The organism is Paenibacillus rhizosphaerae, from assembly GCF_014192015.1.
Lineage (GTDB): Bacteria > Bacillota > Bacilli > Paenibacillales > Paenibacillaceae > Paenibacillus_AQ > Paenibacillus_AQ rhizosphaerae.
The window spans coordinates 23,243-47,340 of sequence record NZ_JACHXJ010000003.1; the positions used below are offsets into that span (position 1 = coordinate 23,243).

A 24,098-nucleotide genomic window follows, 5' to 3' on the forward strand; every position below is an offset into this window, starting at 1 on the left:
CATCAGGGAGTGGACTATCGCTTATGAGTACTGCAATCGGCCGCATCATACGCAGGGGATGGCTCTTTCTGGCCAATCTGTCATTGGAGAAAAAGCTGATTCTCGTATTTGTCTTTCTGTTATCGCTGCCCATCACTTATGTCAGCTACCTGTCGGCAAGGTCCACGTTCAATTCCGTGCTGCAGAACGCTACCAACAACGCCGGACAGATGGCCGACAACGCCTCCGATACGATCGACCGGTACGTGGACGACCTGAAGCGTTACACGGCGCTTCCCCTGTACAACAAGGATGTGCAGTACTATCTCGGACAAGAGCACACGGACTGGAATAAAAGCGAGAGCATGGGCATGTTTCTCAGCTATTTGAGCCACACGAAAAAGGATGTCGTCGCCGTCTATCTGGTCGATCGATACGATCATATTTTTTATGACAAAAACGGGAACATCAACGATTTGTCAGCCGAAAACCAGCTTCCCGGCTGGAAGAAGCTCCTGAGCGAGGCTGGCGGGGCCCGTCCGATCCTAGAAGGCCGTCACCCGATCACGGTCAACGGAAGCAGTACGATGGATGTCATCAGCGTGCTGCGGACCATTAACTCGGCCAGCTCGCTCCAATATCTCGGCATGATCGTCCTGGACATCGATATCCGCCTGTTTCAAGGCATTGTCGAGCCTGTCGACCGGGTGACCCAGGGCAGCTCCCTCATTATGGATGAACAGGGACAGCTCGTGTATGCCAGCGGCGCTGCGAATTCGGTTCAGGATCGGCTGATTGCCTTGATGTCGGCGGCAAAGGGTCAGAAGGAAGGCCATTTTGAATCGACTATACACGGAACCCGTTACCTGACCGTCTACTACACGTCGGATCAGACCGGATGGACGACGTCCGTCACGATTCCGCTATCCAAAATTTTGTACAAGGTCCAGCAGAACAGCCGGGCGCTGATGGTTACGACCTTAATCCTGCTGGCAATCGCCCTGTTCGTCGCAACGTTCTTCTCCCACGCTTTAACCAAACCGCTGAAATCCATGGTTCGGCTGATGCGCAAGGTTCAGCACGGTAACCTCGACGTCTGGATATCGCCCAAATACAATGATGAGATCGGCATGCTGGGCAGCCATTTCAACCGGATGATTTTGCGGGTCAAGGACCTGCTCACCGAAATCAAGCTGACCGAAAAACGCAAGCAGACCGCCGACATGAGGGCGCTGCAGAGCCAAATCAACCCTCATTTTATTTACAATACACTCGAGTCCATCCGCATGCTGGCCGAGAGCAACGACGATCCGCGCGTTGCCAAGCTGACCTACCTGCTGGGAAACCAAATGAGGTATTCCATCGTCCGCAGCGGGGAACCGGTGACCATCCGGCAGGAGCTGGAGCATGTCCGCAACTATTTCGACCTGCTGGCCATCCGCTTCCCGGCTAAATTTCGGCTCATCATGGATGTGCCTGAGCCCTACCTCGGCTTGTCGGTGCTCAAGCTGGTGTTCCAGCCGATTGTGGAAAATTCGGTCTTTCATGGGCTGGAGCGCAAGCCCGGACTCGGCACCATTACCATCACCGCTTCGCGCGAACAGGACTACGTCGTGTTCGTGATCGGCGATGACGGAGTCGGTATGGATGCGGATACCGTCCAGCAGCTGAACCGCAGCTTGAAGCACGGCGATGCGGGCGGTGCATTCGGCATCGGGCTGCATAACGTGGCCGAGCGGGTACGTCTGCATTACGGCGGCTCCTGCGGTCTTGAAGTGGAGAGTGAGCCCGGGCACGGAACTCGGGTCATTGTGCGCATTAAGGAAGAACTCCCCGACGAAGACCAAGAGTAACCATCATTACAGCAAAGGCGGGAGAGAAATATGCTTCGAATTGTTATTGTGGACGATGAAGTTCTGATTCGCGAAGGCCTGTCGCGCATGATCGAAAAGGAAAGCGGCCTCTTCCGCGTGGTCGGGCAGTTTCCGGACGGCAGGGATGTACTGGACAGCCTTCCCGGCCTGGAGGTCGACGTGGTCATTACCGATATCCGGATGCCGATTGTGGACGGTCTAGACCTGATCAAGCAGCTGAAGGCTGCCCGACCGCAAGTCCGTTCCATCCTGATGAGCGGTTTCACCGAATTTAACTATGCCAGGGAAGCGATCCGCGCTTCCGCCGTCGACTATCTGCTCAAACCGATCAACAAAGAGCAGCTGTTTGAGCTGCTGTACCAATTGGACGAGGAGCATCAGTCCTCACTCGAGAAAGAAGCCTTGAGCCGCAAACGGCTGCTTCATTCCTGCTTTATGAGCGAGTCTCCCCTTCCCTATCTATCCGAGGATACCGGGCTGCCCCTGTCCTGTTATGCCACGTTCGTTCAGAAAGGCGGATCGCTCGAAGCCGCGGCCGGGCGGATCCAGCAGCACTCGGAGCTCGTCTGTGACTGGATCTCGGTTCAGGAGCGCATGCTCGCCTGGGTGTTCTATTTTTCGGAAGCTCCGGGTCATGAAGAATTGGGCCGGATCGCCCGGCTGCTGGGCGGCGCAGAAGAACAAAGCGAAGAGGAAACGGTGGTTCATATCGGATTCAGCCGCATCCACAGCGGCGCTTCCGAACTCAAAGCCTCTTATGATGAAGCCATACAAGCCTGCGACCAGGGCCTATATTCAGATTCGGCCCCATATTATGCCGCCGGTTATGCCGGGGAAGCTTTCGGAGAGATCGTCGAAGCCGAGAATGCCGTGCGTGGCATGAATCTTGCCGAGCAGCTGCAGCTCCTCCATATTCCAGCCGTGCTGGAATGTGTCCGGCAGTGCTTTGGGCGGCTGAAAGAGCAGCGGGCAGGTACCGGGACAATCGTCCGCGTCTGCAGTCAGCTGGAGGATATGGCGTGCCGGGAAGTACAGGAATACAGGGAGATTCGGGACAAAGAAGCCCGCGCCCGGCTGGAGACGCAGCTGCGAGCCGGCATGAGCTTCTCCGACATGGAAGAATGGTTTTTGGATTCGTTCAGGTCGGCCCTTGAGAAGGTCTACGGACTGCGCAGCGAGATGGGCGGCAAAGCCGTTGAGATCGTCAAGCGCTGGATCGCCGAGCATTACAGCGAGCATGCCGAGCTCAACACGCTGGCGGCCATGGTGTATCTGACACCGAGCTATCTCAGCAAGCTGTTCAAGCAGGAAACCGGTCTGACGCTGACCGAGTATATCACCGACGTACGTCTGAAAAACGCCAAACGCCTTCTGCGGACCGAGCCAAACATGAAGGTGCACCAAATCGGAGCGGAGGTGGGATATGCGGACCCTGCTTACTTCAACAAGCTGTTTAAAAAGGTCGTCGGCGTCACGCCGAATGAATATAAAAAGTGGAAATAGCCGCCAATAGACAAGCGCCCTGAATGATCAGGACGCTTGTTTGTTTTATCCGCCATTTTTTTCGTTCCCCATGTCACAAATCAGTGCCTTACCTTGTTATATGTGCAAAGCGTCATGAAGCTGAGGAATGAATCAAATCATTGGTATGTACCCCATCACTTTTTAAAGGGAGTGTTGTTTAATGGCGGTCAAAGTATTATTGGATCAAGCAAAGGAAGGTTTTGTCGTCAAAGCGCCACAAGAGGTGCAGTCGCAAGTTTTCCGGCACATTCAGGAGCAGCAGGAGTCCGGCGGCGTTTTCGGTTTAACGGAAGAGGACAAAGCACCGGATTTTACGCTGACCGATCCGCTCGGTGAACAGGTGAACCTGTATCGCGAGCTTGTGAAAGGGCCGGTCATTCTGACATTTTACCGCGGCAGCTGGTGTCCGTTCTGCAATATCCAGCTTCGGGCTTACCACCAAATGCTGCCGGATATTGTGAAGCTTGGCGGTCAGCTGATCGCCGTTTCCCTGCAGAGCCCCGACAACTCGCTGTCTCATAAGGAGAAGGAAGCGCTAACCTTCCAGGTGCTGAGCGATCCGAACGGACATGTCGCTGAAAGCTACCGGATCCTGTATGAGCTGCCGGATTATCTGCAGGATGCCTACACTAATTTCGGTTTGGACCTTACCAAGTTCAACCAAACCGATCGTTGGATTTTGCCGCTTACGGCCACGTTTATTATAGATCAAGAAGGGAATATCCGCCGCGCTTATGTCAATCCGGACTTCATGAAACGCATGGAGCCTCGGGGAATCATCGATCAATTGAAAACAATCCATGCTGCTCACGAAAGATAGGCAGCATCGTGCAGCTGCGAATCTCAAGACAAGGCTGCCCCAAATGTCATCATGACAAATGGGGCGGCTTCTTCATATTAACCAGGACTTGAATTTCGGCGGAAGGCAAAGTCACCGCCCCTTCTTTTCTTGACGCAAATGTGGCTTTTTATGGAAAATGAAAGAACGGGTATGGAATTACGTATGTAAGCCCCGGAAAAGGAGAGACCGCGAATGGAGGAACTGTACGGGCAATATCGAGCACTGCTGTTCACACTGGCTTATCAGCTGACAGGGTCTGCGGCTGACGCGGAAGATGCGGTGCAGGATGTGTTTTTCAAGGCGTACGGCTTGCACCCTGAACGTTTGGAGGAGCCGAAGGCGTATTTATGCAAAATGGTTACCAATCACTGCCTCAATCTGCAAAAGTCGGCGAGGAAAAAGCGGGAAATGTACGTCGGTCCGTGGCTCCCCGAGCCGATACGGACACCGGAAGCGGATACGCTCGAGACGGCGGTCGTTCGCCGCGATCTGCTGTCTTACGCCATGCTCGTCATGCTTGAGCGGCTGACGCCGACTGAGCGGGTCGTTTTTGTACTGCGTGAGGCGCTGGGCTTCGATTATCCCGAAATCGCCGAAATGATTGGCAAACAGGAGGCGAATTGCCGCAAGCTGATGAGCCGGGCAAAAAGCAAGATGGGCATATCCGAGGAGGAGACGATCACAGCCGAAGCGGCCGATATGGAATGGATCGGCCGGTTCCTCACCTCGCTGGCGCAAGGTAACGTCAATCATGTGCTTTCTCTGCTGACTGAAGACGTCATGCTCGTCTCCGATGGAGGCGGAAAAGTAACTGCGGCCACGCGTCCGATACAAACACGCGATCAAGTGGCCCGATTCCTTGCCGCCGTATTCGAGGGCATACAGCCTTACGATCAGGGGAAGCTTCGCTCGGAGGTTGCTCCTCTGAACGGCGAGTCCGGCATCGTCATCCGTTCGGGGGACGATACCGTGAAAGCTGTCTTTATGCAGCTCCGAGGCGGCAAGCTGTCCAGAGTCTATATCGTACGAAACCCGGATAAGCTCACCAGAGTTTAGCCGTCGCTTTTGCATGACCAGATCATGAAAACAGCGGCTAACGAAGACTTTATCGCCTACACTAGCCGCTCTCTTCATATGGAAATCAGTCAAAATCGGTTGAAAAAGCGAGATCCATTTGCTGTTCCAATTCCGCCAGCCGCTCGGTAAGAGCTTTGTGAATCGTCGAATAAGCGTCGCTGCCCAGCACGATTCTTTTAGGCGCCGGATTCTGGTCTACACTGCGGATCATCGCAGCAGTCATTTTGGCAGGATCACCCAGTGAGGGGGCCTTGGCTTCTTCGAGAATCCGACGCGCATAGATCGCCGGGGAGACTTCATAGGCGTCCATCTTTGGAGCCAGCCTGGAGCTTTGATACCGGAAGTTCGTACTTGCACTGCCCGGCTCCACAATAGTGACGCCTATATGAAAAGGGGCAACTTCAGCCATGACGGATTCGGCAAACCCCTCAATTCCCCATTTGCTCGCATGATACAAAGAACTTCCGGGGAAAGCGGCCTGGCCGCCTACGGTCGACAGCTGCAGGATTCGCCCATAGCCTTGTTTTCGCAAATGAGGAAGGGCTGCGCGCACCACCTGGATGGATCCGATCAGGTTCGTTTCAAGCTGATGGCGTATCTGCTCATCCGTCAATTCCTCTGCCGCTCCGAAAAGGCCGTAGCCTGCGTTGTTGACCACGACGTCAATGCTGCCGAGATCACGAAAAGCGTTGTCCACGACCCGGTATATCGCCGGCGTATCGGTGACGTCAAGCTTGGAAACCCATAATAAGCCGCCGTATTTTGCCTGCAAATCATTCACAGCTTCCATATTGCGGACCGTTCCCGCTACCCTTTCCCCGCGTTCCAGAAGCTGCTCCGTCATTTGACGGCCAAAACCGCTGCTAATGCCGGTGATCAGCCAAGTCCGATAAGTCATTGTAGAATCCTCTCCCACTCTCTTCGTATACACCAGTTTATAACTAACTGGTTAGTTATAAACTACACCTTTGGAACGGTATTGTCAAATGGGAATTTCACATTCATTCGGCAGATCAGATACCTACGCGCTTCTCCCCTTCTATTTTTCGATTTAAGGATTCTTTGTGTCATGTGAATATCTAGGGATTAAAATAGCGAGTATAGAGTGGTATATAGGCATTCTAGACCGTTTAAACACCATATTGATTTATAGTTTTTTGTCCATTATATTAAGGACTACGATCGATCGATGATAGTAAAATTGGGGGTATTAGATGCAGTTTGTTTTGTATATCGCTCTGATTTTGCTCTTCACCAAAATTACGGGAGACCTGTCCGTTCGAATCGGTCAACCGGCGGTACTTGGAAAATTGATTGCAGGGATTGTTCTTGGGCCTGCGGTTTTGGGTTGGATTCATACCGACGAGTTTATCCATTTCTTCTCGGAAATCGGGGTTTTGCTATTAATGTTTATTGCCGGTTTGGAAACAGACCTGGACCAGTTGAGGAAAAATTGGAGATCGGCAATCGCAGTAGCTGTTGGAGGAATCATACTACCGTTTTTCGGTGGATATGCCGTTGCAGAGGCATTTGGTTTTGCTCAAAATTATGCATTGTTTATGGGGGTTGTTTTTAGCGCGACATCCGTTAGCATATCGGTGCAAGTCCTTAAGGAAATGGATCGGTTAAGTTCTCGTGAAGGTACTACGATTCTTGGAGCAGCCGTCGTTGATGATGTTCTCGTCGTCATCTTATTAGCTGTAATGATGAGCTTTTTGGGTACAGGTACAGACGTATCACTCGGTGTCTTGATTGGGAAGAAATTCATATTCTTTGCCGGGGTTATATTCATCGGTTGGCTTGTGATTCCGCGCATCCTTAAACCGTTGTCTAAATTGCAAGTGACCGAGCCGGTCGTATCCATGGCGCTGGTTGTCTGCTTTGCCTTTTCTTATTTCGCCGAACTTATGGGCATAGCTGGAATCATCGGTGCTTTTGCAGCGGGGATCGCATTATCCCAAACCGAATTTAAACATACGGTAGAAACAAAAATTGAACCCATAGCTTATTCCATTTTTGTGCCGGTGTTTTTTGTCAGTATCGGGTTAAATGTCACCTTCAAGGGTGTTGGAACACAAATGGGATTCTTGGCGGCTCTTACCATTGCTGCAATACTCACTAAGTTCATTGGTGCTGGACTCGGGGCAAGACTCACAGGATTCAACACTTCGTCTTCATTGGCCATTGGATCCGGAATGATCTCCAGAGGAGAGGTTGCTTTAATCATGGCATCTACTGGACTTCAAGCTGGGTTATTGCTGCCGGAGTACTTCACGTCTGTAGTGATCATGGTGATTATAACTACATTAGTTGCCCCACCCCTGCTAAAGATTTTCTTTAGTAAAAACACAAACGGAATGTTGGAGACCAAAAAAGGTTGAGCGGACGCTCTGCCTTTTTTTCTTCGGTCCCGCCGCTGTATTCATCCCTTCTCTGTTGAACCATGCCCGATCCGGTTAAATACTATTGTAATCATTTTGATGGGACGACAGGAGGGAATGATTGTGTACAAGGATCTTGAAGGCAGCACGGCCATGATTACCGGAGCTTCTTCCGGCATCGGACGGGCCATGGCGCTGAGGTTCGGGCGCGAAAAGATGAATGTGGTCATTAATTACCGCAGCGGCGGGCAGGAAGTGGATTCGATCATCCAGGAGATTGAACAAAGCGGCGGTCATGCGATAGGCGTGTACGGCGATGTAACCCGCGAAGAGGATGTCAAAAATCTGGTAGCAGCCGCCCACGAGCATTTCGGCTCGCTGGACGTCATGGTCAACAACGCCGGCATCGAAAACGAAGTCCCTTCGGAAGACCTGACGCTGGAGGATTGGCGAAAGGTGCTTGACGTGAATCTGACCGGGGCTTTTCTCGGATGCCGCGAGGCGATTGATTACATGCTCGAACACCGGATCAAGGGACGGATCATCAACGTTTCGAGCGTTCACGAGATGATTCCGTGGCCCCATTTCGTGCATTACGCCGCGAGCAAGGGCGGGATCAAGATGATGACGGAGACGCTGGCGCTGGAGTTCGCGCCGAAGGGAATTCGTGTCAACAGTCTCGGGCCCGGTGCGATCGATACGCCGATCAACGCCGCCAAGTTTTCCGATCCTGCCGCTAAAGCAAGCGTTGAAGCGCTGATCCCGCTAGGGTATATCGGCAAGCCGGAGGAAATCGCCGCTGCGGCCGCATGGCTGGCCTCCTCCGAATCCAGTTATGTCACGGGCATTACCCTGTTTGCGGACGGCGGGATGACCAAATACCCCGCTTTTCAAGGGGGGCACGGTTAATTCCCTATAGAACCCAATTCATGCAACAGACCGGAGGAATGCGCACATGAACGAAACCTGGTGGAAAGAAGCCGCCGTGTACGAGATTTATCCCGTCAGCTTCATGGATACCAATGGAGACGGCAAAGGCGATCTTCGCGGAATCATTTCCAAGCTGGATTATTTAAAGGATCTCGGGATCGGCGTCATTTGGATCTGTCCGATTTATGAGTCTCCCGGCAAAGACAACGGATATGACATCAGCGACTATTACGCGATCAATCCGGAATTCGGCACGATGGAGGATTTCGATGAGCTGCTGCAAGAAGCCCATGCCCGAGGGATGAAAATCATGATGGACCTGGTGCTGAACCATACCTCAGACCAGCATCCCTGGTTTAAAGAATCGAGATCGTCTACCGACAACCCCAAGCGAAGCTTTTATATTTGGCGCAAAGGGGTCAACGGCCTGTACCCAAACAACTGGGAGTCCTATTTCAGCGGCTCGGTTTGGGAAATGGATCCGGAGACGGACGAGTACTATATGCATCTGTATTCCAAGCATCAGCCGGATTTGAACTGGAGAAACGAAGACATGGTTCATGAATTATACAACATGATCCGGTGGTGGCTGCAAAAAGGCGTAGACGGCTTCCGCTTCGATGCCATCGCCCATATCGTTAAGGCGAAAGGTCTGCCGAATGCCGACAATCCGCAGCATCTTCCTGTCGTGAGGGCTTATCAGCTGTTCTCCAACCTGGAAAAAGTCCACTTTATGCTCAAAAAGCTGAACGAGGAAGTACTGATGGACTACGACATCATGACTGTCGGCGAAACCTCGGGACTCGGTCCGGAGCAGGCTTTGGAATATGTGGGAGACCGGCGCCATGAGCTCAACATGGTGTTTCAGTTCGAGCATATGACGCTGGACTCCGCCTCGAACGGCACCGGCAAGTGGGAATCCCGGGCATGGACACTGCTGGAGCTCAAAAAAATAATGAGCCGGTGGCAGACCACGCTGCATAACCAGGGATGGAATGCGAACTACCTCGGCAATCATGACCAGCCCAGATCCGTCTCCCGTTTTGGCAATGACAAGGCCTACCGCATCCAATCGGCCAAAATGTTGGCCACCTTCATGCTCACCCTTGAGGGGACGCCGTACATTTACCAAGGCGAAGAAATTGGGATGACCAATGCGGCTTTTGACCATATCGGCGATTACCGGGACGTCGAGACGCTGAATTACTTCGAGCAATCCCATCTTCAAGGCAAGCCGATCGACCAGACGATGCAGGCCATTCAGGCGAAAAGCCGGGATAACGCCCGGACCCCGATGCAGTGGGACGACGGACCCCAGGCCGGATTTACGACCGGCGAACCTTGGATGAAGGTAAACTCCAATTTTACGGAAGTGAACGTGGCTTCAGCGATGAAGGACCCGGATTCCATCTTTCATTACTACAAGCGGATGCTCTCCCTGCGTAAGACCCATAAAACGTTGATTTACGGAGAGTATAAGCTGCTGCTTCCATTGGATCCGGATCTCTATGTGTACACCCGTACGCTGGATCAAGACATCATCCTGGTCATCCTTAACTTTTTCGATGACACGCCGGTAATGGAATGGCCGAAACCGCTGCGGGACATGTCGCGAGACCTGCTGATTAGCAATTACGATCTCCCGTCTGACGCGGAAGGAGACCGGATTCAGCTGCGCCCCTTTGAAGCCAGAGTATACCGGTTGTCCTGACCGGTGGTTGGCAAAGAAAAGGCACCCGCTGCAAGCCTTACGGCTGCATACGGTGCCTTTTCTTTGGAAGCGATCAAGCGGACCCGCAAGAGGCACCATTCATGAGCACAGGCTGTGCGCCTTGGGCACGGCCGTGATATTTTTCACTCCGGTTTAACCTATCCGGTCACGTTTTCCTGCCGGCTAACGACATAGGTAGTGAAAGGGAAACCCGCTTCCAAGTATAAAAGCTTGTCGGTATCCCGGTAAAAACATGGATAGGAGATGATTGTTGTGATGATTGTTTAAATCACATTTATATCCAAAGGAAGAATAATCTTTCGTCAATTGACAAAAAATTCGATTACACTGTATTCCATTGGAGAGTTGAAAAGTGGATAACTTTAGAGCCAAATATAGAAATCGTTATTATCATGCCTTTGTCACGACGTTCGGCACCATCCAGCTTCACCAGCGTAATCCCCTGGTCGTAGCGTTATGGTCTGTAGCTTTCCCTGGATTCGGCCACATCTTATTACACAAATTCATTTCCGGCTTTGCGTTGTTTTTTTGGGAATTTTATATCAACCAAAAGACTCAGCTGAATACTGCCATTATGTATTCTTTTAACGGAGATATCGCTCAGGCAAAGGCCGTATTAAATGAAAAGTACATATACCTCTATATCCCCGTTTATTTATTTGCCATATGGGACAGCTACCGGACTGCCATCGATCTAAATAAGATTCATCTGTTGGCGAAAAGGGAAAATGCCCCATACCCCAATTTTTCGGTGAGTCCCTTCGAGGTCAACTATCTGGACAAGAAAAAGCCATGGGTTGCGCTGGTCTGGGCAATGACAATCCCAAGTCTTGGACAACTGTATATTCATCGGATCTTAGCTGCTGTTTTAACACTTGCCATGACCGTGATGATTGTCATTCATTCCAACATGATTGAAGGCATGCACTACTTTTTGCTGGGGAACTTCCCTAAATCAAGAGAAGTGATGGGAGCTCAGTGGTTCCTTTACTTCCCCTCGATCTACTTCTTCACGATGTATGATTCTTACACCAATGCCGTAGAGCTGACAAAACTGTTTGATTGGGAACAAGCCGATTATTTGAAAAAAAACCACCAGCCTCAAAACTTTGTTTTACACAAAGGAGAAAAAATCTGATGGGAATACAATTTTTCTCTACATTTCAGCATTCACACTATGTGGAGCTTGCCATAAGCAAGCTCAAAGAAAACGAGGTCGTCCATATTTACGCCGTACCCCTGGACAATCGTCCAATGGATATGAAGCTGGTTGATACGATGCATGGTACTGACGGAACCTCGTTAGTCGATATCGGGCTTATACTAGCCATGATGGGCGGGACCGTCGGGGTATCCAGAGGGTTTGTTCTCCACTGGGGTCCTGTCTATTGGGGGCTAATTGGAGCGGCTACAGGATTTGCCGTTGGCTTTGTTTACGATTTGTTAAAAAATCGGATGAAACGAAAAAAGATCAGAACGGCCAAGACTACAGCTGGTGAGGTGATATTAATTGTCCAATGCACAACGGAGCAAGCCCCGTTTGTTGAGCAGACGCTGTGGGGGAACCTGGCATTGGGAGTTGCCAAAACACAAATGCAAACAACTCCATTATGATTTTTCCAGGCCCAGAAGGAAGTTGCGGGTATATGCGTAAGCGTCGGTCCATCCCATTTTGGCATAGAAGCGCAGTCCGTCCAGTCCTTTGAAGTAATAAGCGCCCCTTAATCTCTCATTGAAGTCGGGGATGACGATTCCGGCTTGCTGTTGATGGTCCTGATAAGCTTGTACGACGTTGTGCCCGTCCATGTGCCGGTCCAGAATGGCCAGATCCACAAGAAAGTCGCCGTAAACGCAGTTGCAATCCAGAATTCCCGTAATCCGGCTGCCGTCAGACAAGATGTTCCACTGGTGAAAATCCCCATGAACAAAATAACGATGCGGCTCGTTATAGTGCGAATAAGCATTTAATCGGCTGTAAATCTCATCGAACACCTCTTTCTCCAAACAGGAGTTATGGAATAAGGCGTACCAATTCTCCCAGAAGCTGCCCGTTTGGTCTTCCGCATAGACGGATTCCCAATAATCCCTCCAGGTTGGGAACGCACCGTCACCGCTGGGCCCGATCCAGCCGTATCCGTGGGCTCCCCTCAGGTCAATATGATTCAGGCGCGTCAAAATTTGAATAAGTTCCGGAAGCCGGCGTCGCTGCTCCTCATTCGAAAAATCCGCCAGATTACGGCCTTCTATCTTTTCCAAAATGGAATATTCGAGATTCCCTGTTTTCCCATGTCCGATACACCGGGGAAAAGGTATGCCCTGGCTGGACAGCAGATCCGATACGAAGATTTCCGACAGGTACGCCCCCTCCAGGTCACTGAATTTGATCACGTACCCTTGGCCTTCATGGTTAAAGGAAAAAACGCGGCTTAAATTTCCGCCTTGCATGGGTGTGATTTCCGCCGCTCCATCACCCAGATGCTTGCCGATCATCTCCTCGACCAAAGTAATGTTCACGATTGGTTTTTCATATGCGGTCATGCCTTCCGCCATCCTTTCGTACCTAAGCAATTGGTACCGGGTTATGCCGCCTCACTTGCCATCCTCAAGCCCTTCAAGCTCCGGCATTCCTTCCGCCGCTGCTCGATGATGTACGTAATCACTAATCATTGAACACAGCTTTCCAGACGGCCATATACGAATTCGTGCTCGGCGTTCTCGGTTTCATCCATTATATACCGAACGCTGCCCACGATAAATGAAGACTGCGATGCTAAAATAAAGTCTGTTTTTTGTGTTGACCATATACTGTTTATATAATATACTGTTTTCACAAGTTACTGTTTATATCATAAACAATAAGGAGGATTTTAAATGAACACATCAACCCCAGCAGCGGCCAAACCGGCCGGCCGTAAAGAATGGATCGCGCTTTGCATCCTGTGTCTGCCGCTGATGGTCGTATCGATGGACGTCTCCGTCCTGTTCTTCGCAGCACCGGCCATTGCCGCGGATTTACTGCCGACAGCCACCGAGCAGTTATGGATTTTCGACGTTTACGGTTTTATCCTCGCCGGTCTGCTGCTGACGATGGGCGCCGTCGGTGACCGGATCGGACGGCGGCGCCTGCTGATGATCGGCTCCGTCGGATTCGCCCTTAGCTCTTTGTTCGCGGCGTACGCCCAGTCAGCCGAAACGCTGATCCTGGCCCGCGGTATTCTGGGGATCGCCGGTTCGACCCTCATGCCATCGACGCTGGCGCTCGTCCGCACGATGTTCCAGGACCCGGCGCAGCGGACGAAGGCGATGGCCATTTGGAGCGCCGTCATGGCGGGCGGCGTCACCGTCGGGCCGATTATCGGGGGCCTGCTTCTCGACTCTTTCTCCTGGGGATCCGTGTTCCTCATCAACATCCCCGCAATGGCCCTGCTGCTCATCATAGCGCCGTTTTTGCTGCCGGAGTCCCGCAGCACGGCAAAAGTCAAGATCGATGTATTCAGCTCCACTCTCGCTCTAGCCGCGATCCTTCCCGTGACTTACGGCGTGAAGACGCTTGCGGAAGACGGCTGGGCGGTCCTTCCTGCCGCACTGCTTGCAGCAGGCTTGCTCATCGGCGTCCTGTTCGTACGGCGCCAGTTGACCATCCCTAATCCGCTGCTCGATATCCGTGCGCTGCTGGAGCGGCGGACCGGCGGTTCCATCCTCGTGAACTTTATCGCTACGTTTACGCTCATGGCTAGCTCACTCATCAATACCCAGTTCCTTCAGTCGGTTCTTGGATATTCCCCGTTCGTCGCTTCCCTCTGGAGCGTGGCGCCTTCCGTTGTGGTCGGAGCGGCGGCACCGATCGCCGGTAAACTGTCGCAAATCTACGGAAGACCGCGGGTCATGGCCGGAGGCTTCCTCCTGTCGGCAGCCGGATTCGGCGTACTGACCCAGGTCCGGCTGGAAGGCTTCTCGCCGCTGACCGTGCTGCTCGTCGGCGCCGGCTTGGTCGCGGCGGGCATCGTATCCGTCATGACCCTCGTCACCGATTATGTCGTGGGCGTCGCACCGGCGGACCGCGCGGGAGCCGTCGGCGGCCTCATCGAAACGTCCAACGAGCTCGGCGGCGCATTCGGCATTGCCCTCCTCGGCTGTGTCCTTGCGGCCATCTACCGCCATGCGGTCACTCCTTTCCTGCCCTCGGGGCTCACGCCGGATGCAGCCCAGGCAGCCGGGCAGACCATTGCCGGAGCATCGGCCGCCGCCCTGCATTTGCCGGCGGGTGCTGCGGCGCAGGTCATGAACGCTTCCCGTGAGGCGTTTATCACCGCCATGCATGCCACCTGCCTTATTTCCGGCGTCATTCTGCTCCTGGCCACCGCAGTCACGCTCGTACTGCTTCGTGACCCGAAGAAGGCCGTTCATACCGCTGCATAAGATCGGCGGCATCCACATCAAAAAGGCTGCTTCCAGGAATTTCCCTGGAAAGCAGCCTTTTGTATCCGTCGGCAGCATCATCGGTTGGCGCCGCCGCTGATTTTCCGATTCAGAAATTGTTCGATCCCGTCCAGCATCCGCTCTAACCCGAACTCCAAATCATCGCCTACGGTGTTTTCAGCCTCATTCTCGCCCGAATAAACTCCGGACATGACGATCGGGTACAGGTTCGGATATGGTTCAGGCTTCACCAGCGTCCGAAGCGCCGCCGAATAATTGATCCCGCTGAACTCCTCCTCGCTCGAACCGGCCTGAACGGCCCGATCGATGTCCCGCTGAAGCATCCCGTAATTCCGGGCATAGCCGCTCAGCAGAAGAACGATCGACATTTTCTCAAAATCATCCAGGGGCATGTCCCGCAGCGGTTGAAGCCCCCATTCGACCATCCGCAAATGGTTAGGTGTGATCGGAATGCCGAGAATCGGCATATCTCCATACCAAGGGTGTCTGCGAAAAATAGCGACCGATCCCAGCACATACTCGCGCATACTCTCCCGCCATTCATGCCGTGGGCGCTCCGGAGGCAGCGGAATATCGCATACCGCATCCTGCATGAGGATGAGCAGATCGTCTTTGCTTGGGATATAGCGGTAGAGGGACATCGCGGTAAAGCCGAGTGCCGACGCAATCCGGTTCATCGAGACGGCGGCGAGGCCATCCTGGTCCGCGATCTCAATCGCCTTAGCCACGATCTGGTCGATGCTCATCTCCCGCTTGGGCCCCCGCTGCGGCGGCTTCACCAGTCCCCAGCCCAGCGCAGCGCCGGCAGGAAGCATCTTTGCCGCTTCTTCCGGTGTCATTTCTTCACTACTCATCAGATCTACCCCCTAGTCGTCCAAAAACCGTCATACTTAAAAGTGTTTATCATATAAACAGTATATCACAATTTCTCTTATTGAGCCGATTCGTTCTTCGGCATCCCCTCCAGCAGGCTTCGGCGAAATTCGTTCGGGGTCATGCCGTATTCCTTCTTGAAGACGCGGTAAAATGAACGCAAGCTGTTGAATCCGGAGTCAAACGCGATCTCGGTGACCGGATCGGCGGTGGACAGCAGCAGCATATGGGCATAGGCCACCCGCTGTCCGTTGATATAGTCGCGGAATGAGACATGAATCTGCTCGGAGAAAATCCGCGAAATGAGAAACTTGCTGATCCCGAGGTCTCTGGAAAGTGTGTCCAGGTTGATGGCCTCCAGAAAATGATGGTCGATATAAGCGAGGATTTTTTGAAACAGATCCATATCTTTCGTATAATCCACCCTTTTCAGGGACAACAGCGGCAGCACATGTCCTAATAATACCGAAATATACGCCTTGAGCAATCGGCTGTCGCCAGGTTCGCGGTACAGTTTGTACAAGCTGGTCAGGGTGCCGGAGACGACCGGATGCTTGGGGACGACCGGATCATTCGGAACATAATGAAGCAAATCCCCCGTATAATCCCCCGGAAATGAAGCGTCAAAGAAGATCAGCAGGATCCGGCTGTGGTCTATTGTTTGATAGCCGTGCGGCTGATTAGGAAAAATGATCGCCATGTCCCCTTCAGAGAGGACGTACTCTTGTTGATCGATGTGGACACGGATGTTTCCGGACAGGACCATGGCGATTTCGACGTTTTTATGCAGATGCAGAGGATAAGTATTATTGGTGGAAATGAATAAATGAAACTGCGGGTCCCTGTGCTGGTATTTGATTTTCATTGCGATCCCCCGTTTCGGTCTGATGTGAACCCTGGCAGCCAAGCTTGGTTGGTTATGAAAAAGATAATATGGATGTCCGTGTCTGCACAAGCACCAGGCGCAACTTCTGGCACAAAAAAATTGGTTTTTGGCAGGTAAAAACAGCCTAAAAGATTTAAAGTAATAGCAGTAAGCGGCCCAGGTGGAGCGGAGGACACAGCATTCCGCCGGGCTTCCTGCTCCATATTCCGTTGAAGGGAGGAAGTGTGATCGAATGACAAATCGAACGTTAAGGGGTGCATTGATGTTACACGGCAAACGGATGAAGCAGAAGAACAAAGGATTCAAAAGCATGGCTGTTGTGTTGAGTATTATGGTAGCGTTTCCATTTGTGGGGATGCCTCATTCCGGCTCGGTTTTGGCCCAATCGGCGGATGAGCAAAAGTTTGCGGGCGCATCGATTCCCGCTTTTCCAGGCGCAGAAGGCGGCGGAGCTTATACGAGCGGTGGCCGCGGGGGCGACGTCTATATCGTTACCAACCTGGAGGATTACGGAACTAACGAAGAACCGGTCCAGGGATCGCTTCGATATGGGATTATGTCTACCCCGAAAGAAGGCCGCACGATTGTTTTTAACGTATCCGGAACAATCGAGCTGGAAAGCTCCCTGCTGTTCAAAAACATTAAGAACCTGACCATCGCCGGGCAAACCGCACCGGGCAACGGCATTACCCTCGCAGGTTGGGATACCAACATCAGCAATTCGGAGAACATCATTCTCCGGTATCTCTCCTTCAGGCCGGGGGCGACCAACGTGTACAACGGCAGCGACTCGATGGATGCGCTCTGGGGCAGGGACAACAACTATTTTATCATTGACCACTGCTCTTTCAGCTGGAATACCGATGAAACGCTGTCGCTGTACAGGGGCGAAAACGGTACGGTCCAATGGTCCCTCATTTCGGAGAGCCTCACTTTGTCCGGGCATTCCAAAGGCAGACACGGCTACGGCGGCATCGCCGGCGGGGACAAAACCACGTTCCATCATAATCTGTATGCCAGCCATACTTCCCGGAACCCGAGGCTCGGCGGCGGATATGCCGGCGCAGCGGACGCCGATCATGTGGCGGTCGTGCAGCTCTCCAATAACGTGATCTATAACTGGGGCTTTAACGGCACCTACGGTGGAGGGTTCACCTTCACGAATTATATGAACAATATCGAAATCGCCGGTCCAGGCACACGGGATAATGTGATCGATCGGGTCATCGATGCGGGCGAATCCAAAAAGCTTGGCGGCTTCTACATCGCCGGAAACCGGATCAACGGCAAGCTTACGGGATGGCTGGACGGATCGTCCCCATTGGTGAAAAGCTCGGGTGACGCCAGCGGAGACCAGATCACAACCTTTGCGTCTAAACCGTATCTCTCTGCGGACAGCACGGGAGCCAATCACGGGGTAACCAATCCAGCGTTTGATGAATACGTGCAGCATGGCGTGGAAAAAGCGAACGAACCGCTGCTGAAGGCTATTTTGCAAAAGGCTGGAGCTACCTACCCGCGCCGCGACGCCATCGACGCAAGAATCGTCGCAGAAGTGGAGCAGGGCCTCGGCAGATATATCAACACCGAAAATGAGGTTGGCGGGTATGTCTCCCCATTCGGTGTCATTGAGGAGCAGCGTGGCGCCGATTTTGATACGAATTTGAACGGGATCGACGACCAGTGGGAAAAGAAAAACAGCATCTGGGGCATTCAGGATGCATATAAGACGGTAACCGACACGGGCTACACCTGGCTTGAGCTGTACCTGAACAGCCTGGCCGACATGGACCATGCAGCCGAAAATCCGGATGCCACGCTTGCAGCGCCGGCGAACAATGCGCAGTTTGCTCTGGGAGAGGACATGGAGGTCAACGTCAAAGCCTCCTCCAAATTCGGAAACAAAATCAAGAATGTGGCCGTATACAACGGATCTCAGTACCTTGGTGACGCGGTGAAAAAAGGCGGCGCCTATGTATACACCATCAAGGACCTTCAGGATGCTTCCTACAATATTTCCGCCAAAGTGACGGACACGGACGGAAGTGCGACCCAAACGACCGCAGCCACCGTCCATGTTAATACGGCCCCACGTACGCTGGCTGATGCAGGCTGGACATCGGCGGATATCGGCCGTCCGGACATAAAAGGAACAGGAAGTCTGACGGACGGCGTAATCACCGTTAAAGGCAACGGCAAGCTGGGAACAAGCGAAGGGAGCACCGAGCAATCGCCTGAATCCGATGCTGCGAAAGACGATTTCCATTTTGTATATCAGGAAATGACCGGAGATATGGAGTTCACCGCAAAGCTGGAGGCCATCGGAGCCGTTGACAATCATGCCTTTGCCGGACTGATGATCCGCGATGGTTTGAAGGATAACAGTGCCGCTGCAGCCCTAGGATTATCCTGGGTGAAGCTGTCCAAAGACACGAGCTGGTCGGCTTATCTGACGGGAAGAGATCAGCAGGGCGCAGGCTTTGATCCGTTGACCGAAACATTGGACAGCGCATCCAGCGCACAAGAAGCCGGTATTCAGCTGGTTCCCGACATTCCGTTCAAAATCGGCGGCATCGAGCAGGGCTACTGGCTCAAACTCGGCCGGAACGGCGACACCTTCTACGCTTACGGATCGACGGACGGCAAAGAATGGACGCCAATCGGTGAGAGAACGATCGCGATGCAGGATTCGGTCTATGTCGGTTTTGCCGTGGACAGCAACGATGTGGCCAATGCGATCGAGCAATTAAACTTTGCCAAATTCTCCAACGTCAAGCTCGAGGATCACTTTTCTCCGATAAGCAAGTAGAGTTAAATAGACGGGATATGCACGTGGACGTCCCTCTGAGATGACCCTTTTTCCGGATGTAAAAATCGCCCGGCGGCTGATTCCGCTCGGGCGATTTTCTTTTCTTTACCGCAAATTAGGCTTCTATCGATTTAATAACTCTCGCCGGATTGCCTCCGACGATCATGTTGTCCGGAACATCCCTGGTCACGACCGCTCCGGAAGCGATGACGACGTTATTGCCGATCGTTACGCCCGGGTTGATGACCGCCCTCCCGCCAACCCACACATTATCGCCAATCGTTACGGGTTTGCCGTATTCCGGCCCCTTGATCCTTTCGTACGGATCCACCGGGTGAGTCGCGGTATAGATGTGAACCCCGGGTCCCAACAAGCAGTTGTCCCCGATTCTCACTTCGCACACGTCCAGAATGGTGCAGTCAAAGTTGGCGTAGAAATGTTCACCGACGTGAATATTGTAGCCATAGTCAAAGCGGATGTTGGGCTCCATCGCCAGGAAGTTCCCTGTTGAACCCAACAGTTCCTTCAGGATTTTCAGCCGCAATGCTTCATCCGTTTCGGCCGTCTGGTTGTACATACGGGTCATTTGCCGGGCATATGCCCGCTCCCGCGTCAATTCAGGGTCAGCAGCGGCGTACAATTCGCCGTCCAGCATCTTTTGTTTTTCTGTTTTCATGTGTCTATAGGCTGCGCAATCAGCAGTTCAATCCAAAAGGCTAGGCCAAAGTTCCTTGGCCAAATATGAAGAAAATTGTAAAATGGCTCGAGGCTGATATGTTTTGTACCCACCCAGGTTCCGATGATGGACAGCCAGATCGAGAGTACGGTGACGTTTAACATCGTATTGAATCAAATTCGCGCATTGAATCCGTCCGCCATCCCTACGAATTTGGGCAGGAGCCTGCCGACAATCGGTCCCGCAATCAGCCTTACCGACAGCATCACGATGATCCACATGAACGGAATAACCTTTAAGGTGTCGAGATACACCTCTTTGCTGAAGCCGCGTTCCAATCCGGTAATGATCGGAGCGATCGTGTTTACGGATATGATGGAAACGATGAGTAAAAACAGGATGCCTTCTTTTGCATTTCTGGGCAGTCTGTTTTCTGCGTGGATATGTTGTGCCATTTACTAATCCCCCTTTGTATCCTCATCGTATAGCAGCGATAGGGGGCTTACTTCATAAGTGAACTTTTTATGAAAGTTTAAAGCTTAAATTCGTCGATCAACGACATTCCTTTTGTTATTCGCATCCGACTATCCCTCAAAAAGTCGCGGGTCCAAACGTCCGGTTCACTTAAATCCCAGCTTCGGTGCATACCGACGAATACAATCACTTCACGCAGTCTAAGGAAGAGCGGCAGATGGTCTTTCCAGCCATCAGGCATTTTACGGCCATCCTCGGTATAACCTTGCACGAAATGTTTAATGAAAAGTTCAAACTGTGACTTCCGTTCGGATTTTGAATCTTCACCAAAAACATACAGCAAGTAATACAGCTGTACGGCAATGTCTTCGACATACCAGCTGTACTGGCATTCGTCGAAGTCGAAAAGCGTGATTTCTCCTGCTTCATCCACCATAAAATTCCCGACATTGATATCCCCGTGAATCAAACCGAAATGATCTTCAGCTACAGGCAAGACAGCCAGCTGTGCTTTAAGCTCATCCAGGGCCAGAAGAACCGGTTGATGCTCTGAGGGTAGAACATTTCTGGCCTGCAAGAGGTATTCATTAGACTTCCAAGTATGTCTTTTGAGCGTTGGCTTATAACGCTTTGACAGTTCGTGAAGACGGCCGGTGATGCGTCCGCATTGTTCATAAAGCATGGCATTTCCTAAGCACTCCGGGTACCCGATTTTACGACCAACCGCGTGTCTGAATGACGTTACGTAGAAATCCATCGTATTTCCATGCACCCGTTCGATGTCTTTGCTGGCCACTGAAGATACCGGTTCTGAAACAGAAAGTCCATTTGCCGAAAGATAACGTATCCATTCGATCTCAGCTGCAAGTCTTTTATATGTACGAAGCGTGCTCGGTGTGAACCGGAGAATATATTTCGATTTACCCTTCGTGTAGGAATAAATAAAGTTCTGAAAGCCTCCGATGAAAGTCAGTTCCTTAGGGTTGACACCGAACCAGGCGGCGCCTTCTGCGGCATGCCCATCTAGGAACATTAATTTTATTTTGGGGTCCATCATTTCTCCTCGGTAATCCACATTTTTATAAAAATTAAGAACCACACTGGAACCTTGCCTTAAAGATTTTTATTCTTCAAGCCGTAAGGTGAATACGAGTGCCCACTCCGTTTGGCTTAACGATTCCGTTGAAAGATCCGATGTACGGATGGTATTGGAACTTGTGGCTTGCATGCCAAATACATGCACGGCCTGATCCGCTGTAAACGTACGCGTTTCTGCATCCTGGATCAATCCTCGGGCCGTCAGCTTTTTATCCCAGGGGATCTGAAATGTGACTAGGCCTGATCCCGAGCGATCAACATTGGCTACCTTAATGATGCAGGTTTCGTCCTTCTCTTCATTGGATACCGTGTCAATGGATACGATTACTTCTACCTCGTTATTCTTCTGCTCATCCGGACTGTAAAACAGATCTCCGATCGAGCCTACTGAATCTACTCTCCGCCCGTCCTTCCAGATGTCTATATCCAGTTTGGCGTTTGGCTTGCTCCCCTCATATTTCAGTTTAAATGCACCGGACATTTGACCTAGGAACGGCTTGAACTTGGCTGCTTCCCCCTTGAACAAATCAACGGGCACCAGCTTTATTTGGGTAGGGATAGATTCCCTCTCAGGTGACGTCGTCTCCTTGCTCTCTGCAATACATCCCGTTAAGACGAAAAAGATGATCAATATGCATGCTTTTAAGCGCATGGTACCTCCCCAAGGTGTTCTCCTGCCTAGAAAAACAGGTTATACATGATTTAAATGTCACCTTAATCCCAGATTATACCATATTGTGCGTTAGAGTGGTTCAACATAGTTTATAAAAAAGCAGCCGATCGCTGGGATCAGCTGCTCTGGTCTGCTTTCTTTTGGCAAAGAAAGGGTCGGTCGATTTGTGCAGCAGCTCCGCTTCATCCAAAGCATTCATGAAGTCTTTTATCGGCAAAGACACCGCGATGCATGACTTCCGACACGGGCTTATTTCATTCATCTGTCGACGGTTGCACCCATCACGGCTGCTTTAACATACTTCTGGCCCTGCAGTTGCTTTAGGCTCTCAGCCTTTCCCGTCACGACAACGCCAAAGAGATGCACGTCACTTATTTCCGGTTGTTCCTTATCCTTGCGCAAATAATCGTAAATCCGCTTGAATTCCTGCTTATATTTTCGATTGTGATGCACTCCGTATTCCAGCGATTCAAGAAAGTTCTTTTCTGAAATATCATCACTATCCGGTTGAACTCCAAAACCGTATACGCTGCTCGTCCAGTCGGGAAACGGATCAACAACGGATCCATCAGGCATTTTAGCGGCCGTATATGGCTTCATATCCGAATAAGTGTCTACCCAATACCACACGGGATGGACGCCCGGCGGAAGCATCGACTTGATCTGCTCCACCGTATAATTTTTATCAAAAGAAATGCCCATTTCAACCCGCTTCCGTCCATCCATGTCCTTCAGCTGCGGAAGTTCATTAAGGTAGTTCGCGTATTCTACGCTCGGAAGATAGAACAGCATCTCTCTCTCACCATTATAGGGGTTATAGGGGCGTGAATATTGAAATCCTTTAGCCTCCATATCTGGGTCCAGAAGCGAGATGTCAGAATAGTTACCGGGTGGCCGGGAAAAACTTCCCCAGGAACTAAATCCGTAAGTTTCCTCACCCCAGATGACCGGCATACCCTCAACAAGCTTATATGTTCGGTATTCGAGTGTACCGTGAAGAAAGCCGTAGTTAATTTGGGAACTAATGATATACTGATTGGGACCACTGATCGCTTTAAGCATCTCAATGTCACGCATTGCATGTACTGAGCTCCTGTACTGCAGCTGTAAATTCGCAAACCACCCTCCCGCAAGGATAAATAGCGTAATTCCCAACGATATGATTGCGTTTCTTAGGATCGTTCTGCGCCGGGCTTTCCTGACTAAAGCCGCCAGCTTCGCCCCATCTTCAAAGCTAGATTCGTTATCGTCCATCGTATAGTCCTCCATATTTTTTCTGAAATAGCTTGCGTGCCCGATATAAGTAGGTCTTCACCTTCTCCTCACGAATGGCTACGAGTTCAGAGATTTCTTTATAGCTAAAACCTAGTTCGTATTTTACAATAAGCAGCTGTTTATAGATCGGAGCCAGTTCTTCCATCACCTTTTCGATCTCTTCTCTCCGCTCCTTTCGCAGCAGGATTTCCTCTAGAATTTCACTACCTTCCACAGTCGTTTCTTCAATCGAAATCTCAATTCGTTTGCGTTTTCGCAGCATATCGTAATATCGATTGAGGGCGACCCGATAAAGCCACGCCGAAAACTTGTCAGGCCCGATGGAATCCATATACAGGAGACCTTTATATACGGCGTCCTGGACGATATCCTCGGCGTCAGCTCTGCTTGCCCCCAGGCGAATCAGGTACCGTTGAATCTGTTTCATTTTATCCTGCATCAGCCGCAGCATCTGCTCGTTATCCACTTTCAACCTCCCTCCAAGCAGTACGACGTTTGGGCAGGTGCATATGTATACAGGCGCTGCAAAAAAGATCTTTCCTCTGGGTCGCAATTG

Annotated in this window: 21 protein-coding genes; 11 read left to right on the forward strand and 10 right to left on the reverse strand. The window is 51.6% G+C overall.

Going from position 1 to position 24,098, the window contains the following annotated elements; all coding sequences use genetic code 11:
* The first annotated feature begins 23 nt into the window (after positions 1-23).
* The 4 genes from FHS19_RS16750 to sigJ all read left to right on the forward strand — a co-directional run bounded on the left by FHS19_RS16750 (position 24) and on the right by sigJ (position 5,274).
* Positions 24-1,832, forward strand: coding sequence for a cache domain-containing sensor histidine kinase (locus FHS19_RS16750; RefSeq protein ID WP_183583032.1), 1,809 nt, complete (start codon positions 24-26; stop codon positions 1,830-1,832).
* Positions 1,833-1,862: 30 nt separating this feature from the next.
* Complete coding sequence (locus FHS19_RS16755) at positions 1,863-3,356, forward strand: response regulator (protein WP_183583033.1); 1,494 nt, start codon at positions 1,863-1,865, stop codon at positions 3,354-3,356.
* Positions 3,357-3,537: 181 nt separating this feature from the next.
* Positions 3,538-4,197 (forward strand): peroxiredoxin-like family protein, encoded by a 660-nt coding sequence (locus tag FHS19_RS16760; protein ID WP_183583034.1) that lies wholly within the window; start codon positions 3,538-3,540, stop codon positions 4,195-4,197.
* A gap of 213 nt (positions 4,198-4,410) precedes the next feature.
* Positions 4,411-5,274 carry an RNA polymerase sigma factor SigJ gene (sigJ, locus tag FHS19_RS16765; protein ID WP_183583035.1) on the forward strand — a complete coding sequence of 288 codons (864 nt, stop codon included), beginning with the start codon at positions 4,411-4,413 and terminating at the stop codon, positions 5,272-5,274.
* A gap of 85 nt (positions 5,275-5,359) precedes the next feature.
* Here the strand turns inward: sigJ and FHS19_RS16770 are convergent, their stop codons facing one another.
* Positions 5,360-6,193, reverse strand: a complete 834-nt coding sequence (locus FHS19_RS16770; protein WP_183583036.1) for an SDR family oxidoreductase — start codon at positions 6,191-6,193, stop codon at positions 5,360-5,362.
* A gap of 316 nt (positions 6,194-6,509) precedes the next feature.
* On the opposite strand from FHS19_RS16770, the gene FHS19_RS16775 reads away from it, so the two are divergent.
* From FHS19_RS16775 to FHS19_RS16795, 5 genes are all read left to right on the forward strand, one after another.
* A complete protein-coding gene (locus FHS19_RS16775) occupies positions 6,510-7,676 on the forward strand; it encodes a cation:proton antiporter (RefSeq protein ID WP_183583037.1) in 1,167 nt (388 codons plus the stop codon).
* A gap of 123 nt (positions 7,677-7,799) precedes the next feature.
* Entirely contained in the window at positions 7,800-8,585 is a 786-nt protein-coding gene (locus FHS19_RS16780) for a glucose-1-dehydrogenase (RefSeq protein ID WP_183583038.1), read from the forward strand.
* Between the two features lie 46 nt (positions 8,586-8,631).
* Positions 8,632-10,317, forward strand: a complete 1,686-nt coding sequence (locus tag FHS19_RS16785) for a glycoside hydrolase family 13 protein (protein WP_183583039.1) — start codon at positions 8,632-8,634, stop codon at positions 10,315-10,317.
* Between the two features lie 373 nt (positions 10,318-10,690).
* Positions 10,691-11,476 (forward strand): hypothetical protein, encoded by a 786-nt coding sequence (locus FHS19_RS16790; protein WP_183583040.1) that lies wholly within the window; start codon positions 10,691-10,693, stop codon positions 11,474-11,476.
* A complete protein-coding gene (locus FHS19_RS16795; protein WP_221223993.1) occupies positions 11,476-11,952 on the forward strand; it encodes a YqgE/AlgH family protein in 477 nt (158 codons plus the stop codon). Before FHS19_RS16790 ends, FHS19_RS16795 begins: the two co-directional genes overlap by 1 nt.
* Here the strand turns inward: FHS19_RS16795 and FHS19_RS16800 are convergent.
* On the reverse strand, positions 11,947-12,876 hold the full coding sequence (locus tag FHS19_RS16800; RefSeq protein WP_183583041.1) for a phosphotransferase family protein: 930 nt from the start codon (positions 12,874-12,876) through the stop codon (positions 11,947-11,949). The genes FHS19_RS16795 and FHS19_RS16800 overlap by 6 nt on opposite strands.
* A gap of 333 nt (positions 12,877-13,209) precedes the next feature.
* On the opposite strand from FHS19_RS16800, the gene FHS19_RS16805 reads away from it, so the two are divergent.
* Positions 13,210-14,757, forward strand: coding sequence for an MFS transporter (locus tag FHS19_RS16805; protein WP_183583042.1), 1,548 nt, complete (start codon positions 13,210-13,212; stop codon positions 14,755-14,757).
* A gap of 77 nt (positions 14,758-14,834) precedes the next feature.
* Here the strand turns inward: FHS19_RS16805 and FHS19_RS16810 are convergent, their stop codons facing one another.
* Entirely contained in the window at positions 14,835-15,632 is a 798-nt protein-coding gene (locus FHS19_RS16810; protein ID WP_183583043.1) for a TetR/AcrR family transcriptional regulator, read from the reverse strand.
* A 77-nt stretch (positions 15,633-15,709) separates the two neighbouring features.
* On the reverse strand, positions 15,710-16,516 hold the full coding sequence (locus FHS19_RS16815) for an AraC family transcriptional regulator (protein WP_183583044.1): 807 nt from the start codon (positions 16,514-16,516) through the stop codon (positions 15,710-15,712).
* A gap of 253 nt (positions 16,517-16,769) precedes the next feature.
* Between FHS19_RS16815 and FHS19_RS16820 the strand changes: the two genes are divergently transcribed.
* On the forward strand, positions 16,770-19,346 hold the full coding sequence (locus tag FHS19_RS16820; RefSeq protein ID WP_183583045.1) for an Ig-like domain-containing protein: 2,577 nt from the start codon (positions 16,770-16,772) through the stop codon (positions 19,344-19,346).
* Positions 19,347-19,461: 115 nt separating this feature from the next.
* On the opposite strand, the gene FHS19_RS16825 is transcribed toward FHS19_RS16820, so the two are convergent.
* The 6 genes from FHS19_RS16825 to FHS19_RS16850 form a co-directional block, all read right to left on the reverse strand.
* Entirely contained in the window at positions 19,462-20,022 is a 561-nt protein-coding gene (locus tag FHS19_RS16825) for a sugar O-acetyltransferase (RefSeq protein WP_183583046.1), read from the reverse strand.
* Positions 20,023-20,195: 173 nt separating this feature from the next.
* On the reverse strand, positions 20,196-20,477 hold the full coding sequence (locus FHS19_RS35515) for a DUF2798 domain-containing protein (RefSeq protein WP_312887252.1): 282 nt from the start codon (positions 20,475-20,477) through the stop codon (positions 20,196-20,198).
* Between the two features lie 77 nt (positions 20,478-20,554).
* On the reverse strand, positions 20,555-21,553 hold the full coding sequence (locus FHS19_RS16835; protein WP_183583047.1) for a phosphotransferase enzyme family protein: 999 nt from the start codon (positions 21,551-21,553) through the stop codon (positions 20,555-20,557).
* A 66-nt stretch (positions 21,554-21,619) separates the two neighbouring features.
* On the reverse strand, positions 21,620-22,246 hold the full coding sequence (locus FHS19_RS16840) for a hypothetical protein (RefSeq protein WP_183583048.1): 627 nt from the start codon (positions 22,244-22,246) through the stop codon (positions 21,620-21,622).
* A gap of 279 nt (positions 22,247-22,525) precedes the next feature.
* Positions 22,526-23,521 carry an anti-sigma factor gene (locus tag FHS19_RS16845; protein ID WP_183583049.1) on the reverse strand — a complete coding sequence of 332 codons (996 nt, stop codon included), beginning with the start codon at positions 23,519-23,521 and terminating at the stop codon, positions 22,526-22,528.
* Entirely contained in the window at positions 23,511-24,008 is a 498-nt protein-coding gene (locus FHS19_RS16850) for an RNA polymerase sigma factor (RefSeq protein WP_183583050.1), read from the reverse strand. The genes FHS19_RS16845 and FHS19_RS16850 overlap by 11 nt, the downstream gene beginning before the upstream one ends.
* Between the last annotated feature and the right edge of the window lie 90 nt (positions 24,009-24,098).

What these genes read in the sequence shown, in the direction of transcription:
- FHS19_RS16750 (WP_183583032.1), top strand. Translation starts at nt 24, where the DNA reads ATGAGTACTGCAATCGGCCGCATCATACGCAGGGGATGGCTCTTTCTG.
- FHS19_RS16755 (WP_183583033.1), top strand. Translation starts at nt 1,863, where the DNA reads ATGCTTCGAATTGTTATTGTGGACGATGAAGTTCTGATTCGCGAAGGC.
- FHS19_RS16760 (WP_183583034.1), top strand. Translation starts at nt 3,538, where the DNA reads ATGGCGGTCAAAGTATTATTGGATCAAGCAAAGGAAGGTTTTGTCGTC.
- sigJ (WP_183583035.1), top strand. Translation starts at nt 4,411, where the DNA reads ATGGAGGAACTGTACGGGCAATATCGAGCACTGCTGTTCACACTGGCT.
- FHS19_RS16770 (WP_183583036.1), bottom strand. Translation starts at nt 6,193, where the DNA reads ATGACTTATCGGACTTGGCTGATCACCGGCATTAGCAGCGGTTTTGGC.
- FHS19_RS16775 (WP_183583037.1), top strand. Translation starts at nt 6,510, where the DNA reads ATGCAGTTTGTTTTGTATATCGCTCTGATTTTGCTCTTCACCAAAATT.
- FHS19_RS16785 (WP_183583039.1), top strand. Translation starts at nt 8,632, where the DNA reads ATGAACGAAACCTGGTGGAAAGAAGCCGCCGTGTACGAGATTTATCCC.
- FHS19_RS16795 (WP_221223993.1), top strand. Translation starts at nt 11,476, where the DNA reads ATGGGAATACAATTTTTCTCTACATTTCAGCATTCACACTATGTGGAG.
- FHS19_RS16800 (WP_183583041.1), bottom strand. Translation starts at nt 12,876, where the DNA reads ATGACCGCATATGAAAAACCAATCGTGAACATTACTTTGGTCGAGGAG.
- FHS19_RS16805 (WP_183583042.1), top strand. Translation starts at nt 13,210, where the DNA reads ATGAACACATCAACCCCAGCAGCGGCCAAACCGGCCGGCCGTAAAGAA.
- FHS19_RS16810 (WP_183583043.1), bottom strand. Translation starts at nt 15,632, where the DNA reads ATGAGTAGTGAAGAAATGACACCGGAAGAAGCGGCAAAGATGCTTCCT.
- FHS19_RS16815 (WP_183583044.1), bottom strand. Translation starts at nt 16,516, where the DNA reads ATGAAAATCAAATACCAGCACAGGGACCCGCAGTTTCATTTATTCATT.
- FHS19_RS16820 (WP_183583045.1), top strand. Translation starts at nt 16,770, where the DNA reads ATGACAAATCGAACGTTAAGGGGTGCATTGATGTTACACGGCAAACGG.
- FHS19_RS16825 (WP_183583046.1), bottom strand. Translation starts at nt 20,022, where the DNA reads ATGAAAACAGAAAAACAAAAGATGCTGGACGGCGAATTGTACGCCGCT.
- FHS19_RS35515 (WP_312887252.1), bottom strand. Translation starts at nt 20,477, where the DNA reads ATGGCACAACATATCCACGCAGAAAACAGACTGCCCAGAAATGCAAAA.
- FHS19_RS16835 (WP_183583047.1), bottom strand. Translation starts at nt 21,553, where the DNA reads ATGATGGACCCCAAAATAAAATTAATGTTCCTAGATGGGCATGCCGCA.
- FHS19_RS16840 (WP_183583048.1), bottom strand. Translation starts at nt 22,246, where the DNA reads ATGCGCTTAAAAGCATGCATATTGATCATCTTTTTCGTCTTAACGGGA.
- FHS19_RS16845 (WP_183583049.1), bottom strand. Translation starts at nt 23,521, where the DNA reads ATGGACGATAACGAATCTAGCTTTGAAGATGGGGCGAAGCTGGCGGCT.